Source organism: Streptomyces sp. NPDC002773, from assembly GCF_040295605.1.
Taxonomy (GTDB): Bacteria; Actinomycetota; Actinomycetes; order Streptomycetales; family Streptomycetaceae; genus Streptomyces.
The window spans coordinates 204606-216082 of record NZ_JBEOVO010000004.1; the positions used below are offsets into that span (position 1 = coordinate 204606).

Here is an 11477-nt window from a genome sequence, read left to right on the forward strand (position 1 = left end):
CTGCCCGTACGCGGGAAAGGGCGGCTCCTCTCGGTCGGACTCAGGACCGGTGCCGGACGAGATAGGCGTAGGCGAACCCCTCGCCCGCGCGTGGCGCCCGGGTCCAGGACCGGGTGGTGAAGGTACGGAGCTTGCCCTGGGTCAGTGCGAAGCGGGGGAGCGAGAGCCCGAGGACGGTGTGCAGGGCCTCCAGCAGACGCCGTTCGCCGTCTGTCTCGCTGTCCTCCGGGCGGAGCAGGCGCGCCGGGTCCAGGGCCTCCGGTATCGCGCCCGAGCGCTGGATCTCCGTACCCCGCACGGTGAAGGCGTAGAGCTCCTCGCCCTGGTCCGCCACCGACAGGTGGAACGCGGCCGGACGGTCACCCGGCGACGTGCTCCCGGGGTCGCGCCACACCACCACCGCACGGCCGGACGAGGAAGCAGCCGACGCGGGGGACAGGAACAGATCGTGCAGGTGCTGGTGGGAGTGGCCGTCGAAGGCGAAGGCCCACTCCTCGGCGGTGCGGCCGACGGCGACCACGGCCCGGTCCTCCCACAGTTCCACGCCCTCCCGCTCGTGGGGCCTCGGCGCCCGCGACAGAACCCGGCGCGGATCCGCGGGTGCGCTCAGCCCCGCGCCCTCCTCGCCGATCAGGGCGGGTAGACGGGCAGGATCGGTCCCCTCGACCCAGACACAGCGGTAGCCCTTGAACGGTTGCCGGTACGGGGCCGGTTCCGTCAGCCAGGTGAGGCCCGGCGGGTCGAGGTCGGGCACCGGCACGGGGGCGGGGCCCGTCTCCCCGGCCCTCGGTGTCGCGAGGATCTCCCGCCCGCGCTCCGGGGTGACCAGCGGACCCAGGACCGGGTCCGCGAGCAGCCCGATCGGCGCGATCAGCAGGGGGCCCGGCGGCACCCACAGCGGTAGCGCGTGCCGCAGGACCCGCCACGCGGCGTCGGTGGGACCCCAGCGCGAGTGCTCCCGTGCCTCGGCGACGGCCCGGCCCCACGGACCGGGAGGCGCATAGCGATGGGTGCCGTCCCCCACCGTCCTCAGCACCGCCTCGGCGGTCGCCCGGGCGACCCCGCGGGCGGCCATCATCTTCAGCCAGTGCTCGTCCCCGCCCGGCCGCCGTTCGTCGCCGGCCGGCCGCATCGCCGCCAGGGGCAGGATCTCCGGCAGGTAGCGCGGATCGGCCACCAGGCCGCCGTAGTCCCAGGAGCCGCCCGGAGCCAGCAGCTGCCGCATCTGGTCCAGGAGGACGGCGCTCCCGGGCCGTCCGAAGGACCTGGCCTCCTCAAGCAGGGGCAGGGCCTCCTCGTACCGCCCGCGCAGGGCCAGCAGACGGGCCTCCTCCACGTGGGCGTCCTGGGCGCGCGTGGTCGCGTTCACGAAGTCGGGTCGCTCCACCCGGTCGGCGTGGAACCGGCGGTACATGGCCTCCATGTACGCGCGGAACGACGGGTAGCGGTCCGGCGATTCGCCACTCCACCCCTTGTAGACGTAGAGCGCCCACTCGCCGTCCTCGCCGACGTCGCCCGGGTCGAGCAGGGCGGACGAGATGTCGGAGTCCGTCTCCAGGCGCAGCGCCCGGCGCCACATCCCGGCCAGCAGGACGTCCTCCTCGCGCGGGTCGTCGCCGAGGTTCTGCTCGTACAGCGACGTCATGTCGAACGGGTCCCGGAACCAGTCGATGTCCGCGGCGCCGCCGAGCTGGTAGATCCCGGCCGGCTGGTCCACGTACCACCCGTCGCTCACGGCCAGGAACGCCCGGTACGAGGGCGGCAGCCGCCGCCCCAGCCGCTTCTCGGCCGCACCGATCACCGCCTCGTCAGCGCCGGGCCTGGCCGGAAGGACGACCTCCTCGGCATCCTCGCTGTCCTCGCCGTCCGCGTCCGCACGCGGAACCCACTCCTCCTGCCAGCGCCGCAGGAACTCATGCCAGTCGAACGGCTTTTCGCTCATGCACGGATGGTGTCACCCGGCACTGACAGCGACACCCCCTGACGGGGACGGACGGGACGGAGGGACTCCCCGCGGACGGGCCGACGTGCCGCGCCGAGCGGGATACCGCAGACTCCTGTGTATGGGGTCGGCGCACTTCGGTTCCGGCCCACGGCGAAAGTGCCCGGTGTGCTCCAGGTCCCGTTCTGGCTGTGGGGGGCGTTCGCCGCGACGGTGGTCGTGTCGCTCGCGGTGGACTTGCTGGCGCACCGGTCCGCTCATGTGATCGGCTTCAAGGAGGCCGCCGCCTGGAGCGGGCTGTGGGTGAGTCTCGCGCTCGTCTTCGGCGGCGTCGTCTTCCTCGTCCTCGGGACGACGGCGGGGACCGAGTACACGACGGCGTGGCTGCTGGAGAAGAGCCTGTCGGTCGACAACCTCTTCGTCTTCGCCGTGATCTTCGCGTACTTCAAGGTGCCCCGCGCCTACCAGCACCGGGTTCTGTTCTTCGGCGTGATCGGCGCCCTCGTCTTCCGCGGGATCTTCCTGTCCCTCGGCGTGGCCGTGGTCAGCCGCTTCACCGCGGTCCTCTTCGCCTTCGCGGCCGTCCTGTTCTACAGCACGTACAAGCTGCTCAAGGACGAGGCGGAGAGCTTCGACCCCGGCAGGAGCATCGCGGTGAGGATGCTCCGCAAGGTCGTCCCGGTACGTGACGAGTACGCCGGGACGAAGTTCTTCGTCAAAGAGGCCGGGAAGCGCATGGCCACCCCGCTGCTCGCGGTGGTCGCGGCCATCGAGGCGGCCGACCTGATCTTCGCCGTCGACAGCGTCCCGGCCGTCCTGGCCGTCAGCGACGACGCGTTCATCGTCTACACCAGCAATGCCTTCGCCATCCTGGGCCTGCGCGCCCTGTACTTCATGCTGGCCGGCCTCCTCGACCGCTTCCACTACCTCAACAAGGGCCTCGCGATCATCCTGTCCTTCATCGGCGTCAAGCTCATCCTCCAGGCGTCCCACAAGACGATCAGCCCCAGCATTCCGGAGATCCCCTCCGTGGTCAGCCTCGCGGTGATCGTCGTCGTCCTGGCCGGCTCGGTCGGCCTCAGCCTGGCGAGGCCGCCCGCCGAACCCCCGGACAGCGGATCCGGGCCCCCTCACGACCCCGCACGCGAAGAATGACGCGCTTCCACTTTCCCGTTGACCCGTTCCGGAATATCGTAAAAATATGGTCAAAAAGGAACACGACGTCGACTCGTATACGTGTCACGAGTGTGGGCAGCCCGTCACCGCCGAGATCACCCGCCACAAGACGCTGGGCGTCTTCGTGCCCGCGTGGGGTCCGGGGCCGTGCCACAACCCCCAGTGCGCCGACTACGTACCCAAGTCACGACGTCACACACCGGAAGCCCGCGCAAAGGCCTGAGGCCTTCCTCCGACCTGCGAGCGCGGCTCGCGGGCGAGGGGCACCGCGCTGCCCGCACGCCCGGCCTCAGGGCGCGAGAGCCTGCTCCGTCCAGATCGTCTTGCCGCGCGCCCCGTAGCGGCAGCCCCAGCGGGTCGCCAACTGGGCGATGAGGAACAGGCCCCGGCCGCCTTCGTCGGTGTTCAGGGCCCGGCGCAGCCGGGGCTGGGTGTTGCTGGGATCGGTCACCTCGCAGACCAGGACGCGGTCGCGGATCAGGCGCAGCACGATGGGGCCACCCGCGTAGCGGACAGCGTTGGTGACGAGTTCGCTGACGATCAGTTCCGTGGCGAACGCCTGCTCGACCAGGCCCCAGGCCGCCAGCTGGGCGTTGACGTCGGCACGGGCGTCGTGCACCGCCGCCGGGTCGGCGGGGTACTCCCACATCGACGTGGACTCCTCGGCCACGGCCCGGGTGCGGGCCAGCAGAAGGGTGACGTCGTCGTCCGGATACTCGTGGGCGGGGTGACCGGCGATCAGCTCGGCTCCGATCCGGTCGAGGGGTTCCCCGGCCCGCACCAGCCGACCGAGTGAGGCGAGCAGGCCGGCCTCGGCGTCCGCGGTGTCGTCGTCGCGACGGATGAGACCGTCGGTGTAGAGGGCGAGGACGCTGCCGGGCGGCAGCGTCGTGGTGAACACCTCGAAGGGGTTGTCTCCTACGCCCAGCGTCGGTCCGGGGGCCACGGCGAGGTACTCGGCGCTGCCGTCCGGCAGCACCACGGCCGGCGGCGGGTGGCCGGCGCTGGCCATCTGGCAGACCCGGGTCACCGGATCGTAGAGGGCGAACAGGCAGGAGGCCCCGAGCGTGTCGGCCTCCTCGGCCTCGGCCATCATGCGCTGCACCAGGTCGTCGAGACGCATGAGGAGCTCGTCCGGCGGGAGATCCAGGTCGGCTAGGGTCTGCACGGCGGTGCGCAGCCGGGCCATCGTGGCGGTGGCCTGCAGTCCGTGGCCGATGACGTCGCCGACGACGAGCGCGATCCGCAGCGACGACAGCGGGAACGTGTCGAACCAGTCGCCGCCGACGCTGACGCTGCCGGCCGCCGGCAGATAGGTGCCGGCGGTCTCGGCCGCGGCGCTCTCGCTGGCCGACGGGGGCAGCAGGCTCTGCTGGAGCACGACGGCCGTGTGATGCTCGCGCGTGAACCGGAAGGCGTTGTCGACCGCGAGCGCCGCCCGATGGCACAGATCCTGCATGAGCTTGATGTCGGCTTCGTCGAACGGGGCGGGGTTCTGCGTGCGGTACACGGAGGCGAACCCGTAGAACCGGCCGCGGTGGTAGAGCGGGCAGCCGAGAGAGCCGCGCATGCCCTCGGGCATGTAACGGGCGATGAGCCGCGGGTCGTGTCCCATGATCTCCCGGAGCAGAGCGGCGTCCGCGACGATCACCTCGCCGACGACCAGCGGGGCGACCTCGGGGCTCTCCGGCACGGCCGGGGTCCGCTCGCCCATCTGCGTCAGCTCGCGGGGCCAGACGCCGTCGGCCGACCGGACGGCGACGCGCCGCGGCGCGGACGCCTCCACCCCGGGGTAGCCGAGGGGCGGGTCGCGCCCCTGGAGGACGTCGTCGGGGAAGTCGACGCAGGCGAGGTCGCCGAGGGCGGGCACCAGGACGGCCACCAGATCGCGGGCGCTGTGCATCACGTCGAGCGAGTCGCCGATCTCGATCGCACTCCGGTAGGCCGTGGAGAGGCGCTGCTGGGCGCGGTACCTCTCGGTGACCTCGATCGCGGCGATCGCGATGCCGACGGGCACCCCGAGCGGGTCGCCGAGCCGGACGCAGGTGAGGGACAGCACGCGGTCGGCCCCGAACGGGTACTCGGCCGCGATGACGGGCGACCCCGTGTCGGCGACCTCCGTCATGAACCCCCGCACGGTCCCGTGGATGCCCGAGCCCGGCAGGTCGCGCAACCAGTCGTCGCCGCACCCGTCGGGCCGCAGGGCGTCGAAGGCGGCGTTGGTACGGACGACCCGCAGGTCCATGTCGAGTTCGGCGACGGCGATGCGGTCCTGGCTCAGGACGGCGCGGGCGAAGGCGGTGTCCTGGTCCCAGCCCGCCGGGCCCCCGGGGCCCTCGGCCACGACGAGGGTCCCGCCCGGGGTGTCGGAGCTCATCAGGAGTACGTCGGCCTCGACCACCGTGCCCGAGCTGTGGCGGAGTCGTAGACGCCCGCCACCATCGCTTCCGGGCGGCCGCTCGGCGGTCGTGTCCGGTGCGAGGAGGTTCCGGGCGGGTGTCCCGGATACCTGGGCACTCGTCCAGCCGAGAAGCTCCTCAGCGGCGCGTGACCACCAGACGACACGGCCCCGGTCATCGAGCAGCGCGGCCGCGGCACCGTCCGTGCCGGGCCCCTGCCGCCCATCGCCACCGGCGGGAGGTGTCACATGCGTCTCCCCTTGTCGGCACAACCCTGGGGACCTGTGGGCCGCTGCTGTCCTCCAGGATGCTCCCTTCCCCGGCCCACGGCACCTCGGGTCGGCTCGGCCCCACCGCTCAGCCGGCACCCCGGCAGAACGCCGTTTCCCCTCCTGCTAGCTTCCTGTCTTCGATGTCCTGCTCTTGGGAGTCACGTGAGCACCCTTGACCTCGCCCCCGCGCCGCGCCCCCTGGTCCTGCCCGACGGGCGCCCGGCGGCCGCCGCCTGGTCGCTCGATCCGGCGGTCACGCACCTCAACCACGGGTCCTTCGGCGCCGTCCCCCTCGCGGCCCAGCGGGAGCAGGACCGCAGACGCCGGCAGATGGAGGCCTCGCCCGTCGCGTGGTTCCCCGCGCTGCCCGGAAGGATCGCCGCCGCGCGGGAATCGCTGGCCCGCTTCCTGCGGGTCGAGGCCGACGACCTCGCCCTCGTACCGAACGCGAGCGCCGGCGCCAGCGTCGTCTACGGCGGTGTGCCGACGCGCCCCGGCGGAGAGGTGCTGGTCACCGATCACGGCTACGGCGCGGTGACCATGGGCGCCGAACGTCTCGCCCGGCGCTGGGGCGGCACCCTGCGCACCGCCCACGTCCCGCTCGACGCCGACGAGGACACCGCCTACGCCTGCGTCGTGGCCGCGATGGGCGAGGCGACCGGGCTCGTCGTCATCGACCACATCACCTCGGCCACCGCCCGCTGGATGCCCGTCGGGCGGATCGCCGCCGAAGCCCGCCGCCGCGGCATCCCGGTCCTTGTGGACGGCGCGCACGTCCCCGGGCTCGCCGCCGACCCCCTCGCCGGCGTCGACTGCGACGTCTGGGTCGGCAACCTCCACAAGTTCGGCTGCGCCCCGCGCGGCACCGCGGCGCTGGTCGCGCGCACGCCCCTGCGGGACCGCCTCTTCCCCCTGATCGACTCCTGGGGCGCCCCCGACCCGTTCCCGGACCGCTTCGACACCCAGGGCACCGTCGACGCCACCAGCTACCTCGCCGCTCCGACCGCGCTCGGTTTCGTGGCGGACACCTGGGGGTGGGAGACCGCCCGCACCTACATGCGCGAACTGGCGGACTACGCGGAGCGGATCCTGGCCGACGCCTTCTCCGAACTGACCGGCGAGGACTGCCGAGTGGACGTCGGCACGCCGGTCGGTGCCCTGCGGCTCGTACGGCTGCCCGCCCCGCTGGCCGCGACCCGCGCCGAGGCCGACGCGCTGCGCGACCGCGTGGGCCGGGAACTGGGCGTCGCCGCGGCGTTCACCAGCTTCGGCGGCGTCGGCTACCTGCGCCTGTCGACCCACGTGTACAACACGGCCGCCGATTTCGAGTACTTCGCCGAACGCTGTGTCCCCGTCCTCGGCGCATGGTCCCGCACCGCGTCCCGGAGCTGACCGCGACGGCTGGGAACCGGCCGCTCAGGGCGGTCCGGGCGAGGAGCGGCGCAGCCGGTCGACGCTTCGGATGACCGGGGTCGCGGCAGCGCCGTGGACGACGACCGAGAGCAGGACGGTGAAGGCGACCACCGACCAGAGCTGCCGCGCGTCGGCCGCGAAGGTGTCGCCGTGGCCGAGTGCGTACGCGAGGTAGAACAGCGAGCCGATGCCCCGGATGCCGAAGAAGGCGATGACCCCCTTCTCCCTCGGTCCCGCGGCGGAGCCGATCAGACCGAGCCACCCCGCCGCCGGCCTGACGACGAGGACGAGCGCCACGGCGACGAGCGCGCCCTGCCAGGTGAGGGCTCGCAGGCCGCCCGCGGCGAGGAAGCCCCCGAGCAGGAAGAGCAGACAGACCGTGAGGAGGCGTTCGATCTGCTCGGTGAACTCGTGCAGCACCCGGTGGTAGCCGTGGCTGCGCTCGGCCGCGCGGATCGTGCAGGCCGTCACGAACACGGCGAGGAAGCCGTAGCCGTGGAGGAGTTCGGCCGCCCCGTACGCCAGGAACGTGGCGCCCAGGGCGACGAACCCCTCCATGTGCTCCGAGAGGCGCAGCGCGTCCGTCCGCGCGCGGAAGAACATCCGGCCCAGCAGCCGTCCGGCCACGATCCCCACCGCGACGCCGGCCGCGATCCTGGCCAGGACGTCGACGAGTACCCATCGTCCGATCCACTCCGCCGACCAGCCGTCGCCGGCCGCCGTGGCGAGGGCGAGGGCCGCCAGGACGAACGGGAAGGCCAGTCCGTCGTTGAGCCCGGCCTCGGCGGTGAGGGTGAACCGGACCTCGTCCTCGTCGTTCTCCGCGTCCGTGGGTTCCCCCACTCTCACCTCCGCCGCGAGGACGGGGTCGGTCGGCGCGAGTACCGCGGCGACGAGCAGGGCGAGCGCCGGTGGCCAGTCGAGCAGGAGTACGGCGATGAGCGCCGTCCCGGCGATGGTCAGGGGCAGGCTGATGCCGAGCAGGCGCCAGGGCCCGCCCCACGCCCGGAGGCCGAAGGGCCGGTTGAGGGCGAGACCGGCTCCCATCAGGGACACGATCACGCACAGTTCGGTCAGGTGCTCGACCCAGAGCCGGTCCCGCACCGGGTCCACCGTCGGCACGGGCAACGGCAACGCCGCCACGACCACGCCGGCGGCGAGGAAGACCATCGGCATGGAGAGGGGCCGCTTGAACACGAGCCTCGGTACGACGGCCGCGCCGAGCGCACCCAGGCCCATCGCAAGGTAGACGGTGTCGGAGAGGATCATTCCGCACATCCTGTCCGAAACGGCCTCCTCCATGCGTGATCGCCGCCGCGGCCCCGGAGTCCGCGCGGCGCCCCTCGCGGTGGCCCGTCAGCGCAGTTGGCGGCGGACCAGGCTGTGGAAGAGGCCGGCCGTGTCGGCGAGCAGGTCGGCCGGGGTGCCGTCCTGGACGACGCGGCCCTCCGCCATGGCGATCACCCGGTCGGCGCCCATGATCGTGGACAGGCGGTGGGCGATGACCACGCGGGTGGTGCGCAGGGCCCGGGTGGCCTCGATCACCTGCCGCTGGGTCTCGTTGTCGAGGGCGCTGGTCGCCTCGTCGAGGAACAGGATCCTGGGCGTCCGGACGAGGGCCTGGGCGATCATCAGGCGCTGGCGCTGGCCCCCGGAGAGGGTGGCGCCGCCGTCGGACAGCATGGTGTGCAGGCCCATCGGCATGGCCCGGATGTCGTCGGCGAGCCCCGCAAGCGTCACGGCCCGCTCGACCTCCTCCAGGGTGCGGTCCTCTGCGCCCCGTACGCACTCCAGGATCGAGCCGGTCAGGGGCTGGGCGTTCTGCAGGACGACCCCGCACTGGCGCCGCACCGCCGTCTGGTCGAGTGCGGCGAGGTCCTGGCCGTCGTACAGGACGCTGCCCTCGGTGGGCCGGTCGAAGCCGATGAGCAGGCGCAGGAGGGTCGACTTGCCGCAGCCGCTGGGGCCGACGACCGCGACGAACTCGCCGGGCCTGACCCGGAGGTCGACGCCGTCGAGGACGAGGGGGCCTTCGGGGGAGTAGCGGTACGAGAGACCCCGGGCCTCCACGGCGCCGGTGAGCGTGCCGGGGCGGGCGGCGTCGGAACGTACCTCCGGGGCGGCCTTCAGGATCGGCACGACCTGTTCGAAGACGGGCAGGACGGCGGCGACCGAGAGGAGTGCGCCGATCGCCTGGGTCACCGAGGACAGCAGCATCGTCAGGGCGGTGGAGAACGTGAGGAACCCGGCGGCGGACATCGCCCCGCGGGCCGGCCCCGCGAGCAGGGCGAACATCACCAGGGTGCAGAGCGGCAGGCAGACGGCGCCCAGGACCGTCAGGGCGTTCTGGATCCGGCCGGCGCGCTGCTGGAGGACCCGGGTCCGGGCGAACTCCCGCGCCCAGGCGGCGTACGCGAAGCTCTCGGCCGCCGCGACCCGCAGCTTCGGCAGGCCGCGCAGGGTCTGGAAGGTCTGGTTGTCGAGCCGGTTGCCGAGCTCGGTCAGCCGCCGCTGGTGGCGCAGCTGCCACAGCCCGAGGGTGAGGAGGACCGCGGCGACGACGAGGATCAGGGCGAGTGCCACCAGCGCCAGCTTCACGCTGTGGACGAGCAGCAGGACGAGGTTCACGGTGCCGATGGTGCCCGCCTGGAGACAGACGGGGGCGATGCCGGACAGCATGCGGCGTACGGCGCTGATGCCCATGGCCGCGTTGGCCAGTTCGCCCGTCGAGCGGCCGGTGAAGAAGGTGGCCGGCAGGCGCAGGAGCCGGTCCCAGACGGCGGGCTGGAGGGTGGCCTCGATCCGGCCCTCCATCCGCAGCAGGGCGATGTTCTGCGCCAGCAGGGACGCGGCCCCGACGGCGGTGGCCGCGAGGAGGGCGACCGCCGTGACGACGATGAGGTCGCCGCGGCCCTGCGGCACGTACTGCCCGAGGATCCGGCCGGTCGCCAGCGGCACCGTCGCCCCGAGCACCACGGAGACGAGCCCGGCCAGGAGCAGGCCGCGCAGGTCCTGCCGGGTGCCGCCCAGGCTGAAGCGGAGGAGTCGCGCGAGACCGAGCCGGCCCTCGGGCAGGGGGCGGTAGAACATGACGGCCCGCCGCTCGAAGCCGTCCTCGTTGTCCTCGTCGATCCGCTCCCGCCCGCCGCCGGGGTCGGCCGCCACGTAGCCGCCGCGCCGCCACAGCAGGGCGACGGGCGCGCCGTCCGGCTCGCGCCGGCCGAGGAGCGGACCGCAGTTCTCCCGCCACCAGCGGCCGCGCAGCCCGACGGTGCGGGTGCGGACGCGGGAGGCGTGGGCGAGGCGCTCGACCGGGTCGTTCCGTCCGCCGTCCGTCGGGTCGGACTCCCCGCCCGTGGCGGACGCGTCGGCGAGCGTGATGCGGGCGTCCGCGGCGACCAGACGGCACACCGCCAGTGTCGCGTCCGCGGCGCCGCCGCGCCGGGGGCCGCCGCCGGAGCGGCCGAGGGCGGCCAGGAGCGCCCGGTCACCCTCGCTGCCCGCCGCGCGGCCCGCCGCGAGACCGGCGGCCGTACGGTCCTCGTGGTCGCGCCGGCGCTGCTCGATCCAGTCGTCCAGGGCGTACAGGAGCCGGTGCTGCTGATCCACCATGCCCTGCCACATCGCCGCGTCGACGAGGAGCGTGCCGGGCGCGTGCGGCTCGTACGCGGAGCCGTAACCTACGCTCCCCGGTGTGATCGGCATCCAGACGATCTCGTCGTCCTCCGCGCCCTGCCCGGCGTCGGCGCGGCCGTCGAGCGGAGCCTCGTACAGGACGCGCAGGCCACGGCCGATCCCGCGGGCGAAGGCCTCCTCCAGCGGGCTCAGGGCGGGCGGGGCGGCGGCATCGACCCCGTACCCGTACCCGTAGTCGTACCCGTAGTCGTACCCGTACTCGTACCCGTACGCGGATCCGTTCCCGTACCCGCCCGCGTGCCCCGGTGCCTGGAGCAGTTCGCGCAGTTCGATCCGGCGCAGCAGGCACTCCTGGGAGGGGCGGCCGACGAGGGTGTGGCCGGGGCCCTCGGCGGGGCCGAGCAGCAGCGCGCCCGCGTCGAGACGGCCGAGGAAGTGCCAGGGCCCGAGCCCCGCCACGTCGACGGCGAAGAGGTCCAGATGGCCGTGGACGACGAGCCAGAGCACCCACGGCCCCTCCAGGGGCAGGCTGCGCAGGCCCGTGCCGTCGACCGGTGTGCCGAGGGCGCCCAGGGCGGCGACCACCGGGTCGGGGGACGAGGGGCCGGCCGTCGCCGTGACCGGATGAGGGAACGTCAC

6 protein-coding genes and 1 pseudogene are annotated in these 11477 nt (G+C 73.4%); 2 read left to right on the top strand and 5 right to left on the bottom strand.

Going from position 1 to position 11477, the window contains the following annotated elements:
- Positions 1 to 40: 40 nt before the first annotated feature.
- The gene (locus ABT034_RS07890; protein WP_351212427.1) at positions 41 to 1942 is read right to left on the bottom strand and encodes an SMI1/KNR4 family protein; all 1902 of its coding nucleotides are present in this window, start codon (positions 1940 to 1942) and stop codon (positions 41 to 43) included.
- Between the two features lie 168 nt (positions 1943 to 2110).
- Here ABT034_RS07890 and ABT034_RS07895 point away from each other — a divergent pair, with 168 nt between their 5' ends.
- Positions 2111 to 3097 carry a TerC family protein gene (locus ABT034_RS07895; RefSeq protein ID WP_351212429.1) on the top strand — a complete coding sequence of 329 codons (987 nt, stop codon included), beginning with the start codon at positions 2111 to 2113 and terminating at the stop codon, positions 3095 to 3097.
- Positions 3098 to 3407: 310 nt separating this feature from the next.
- Here the strand turns inward: ABT034_RS07895 and ABT034_RS07900 are convergent, their stop codons facing one another.
- A complete protein-coding gene (locus ABT034_RS07900; protein ID WP_351212644.1) occupies positions 3408 to 5495 on the bottom strand; it encodes a SpoIIE family protein phosphatase in 2088 nt (695 codons plus the stop codon).
- Between the two features lie 90 nt (positions 5496 to 5585).
- Positions 5586 to 5885, bottom strand: a pseudogene (locus ABT034_RS07905) (PAS domain-containing protein); the annotation flags it as partial.
- 66 nt (positions 5886 to 5951) lie between these two features.
- Between ABT034_RS07905 and ABT034_RS07910 the strand changes: the two are divergent.
- A complete protein-coding gene (locus ABT034_RS07910; RefSeq protein WP_351212431.1) occupies positions 5952 to 7181 on the top strand; it encodes an aminotransferase class V-fold PLP-dependent enzyme in 1230 nt (409 codons plus the stop codon).
- A gap of 24 nt (positions 7182 to 7205) precedes the next feature.
- Here ABT034_RS07910 and ABT034_RS07915 read toward each other — a convergent pair whose 3' ends face one another.
- The gene (locus ABT034_RS07915; RefSeq protein WP_351212433.1) at positions 7206 to 8471 is read right to left on the bottom strand and encodes a cation:proton antiporter; all 1266 of its coding nucleotides are present in this window, start codon (positions 8469 to 8471) and stop codon (positions 7206 to 7208) included.
- Positions 8472 to 8558: 87 nt separating this feature from the next.
- Positions 8559 to 11477 (bottom strand): NHLP bacteriocin export ABC transporter permease/ATPase subunit, encoded by a 2919-nt coding sequence (locus tag ABT034_RS07920; RefSeq protein WP_351212435.1) that lies wholly within the window; start codon positions 11475 to 11477, stop codon positions 8559 to 8561.

Bases quoted from the DNA above. Each gene is read 5' to 3' on its own strand.
- ABT034_RS07890 (WP_351212427.1), bottom strand. From the start codon at position 1,942: ATGAGCGAAAAGCCGTTCGACTGGCATGAGTTCCTGCGGCGCTGGCAG.
- ABT034_RS07900 (WP_351212644.1), bottom strand. From the start codon at position 5,495: ATGAGCTCCGACACCCCGGGCGGGACCCTCGTCGTGGCCGAGGGCCCC.
- ABT034_RS07915 (WP_351212433.1), bottom strand. From the start codon at position 8,471: ATGATCCTCTCCGACACCGTCTACCTTGCGATGGGCCTGGGTGCGCTC.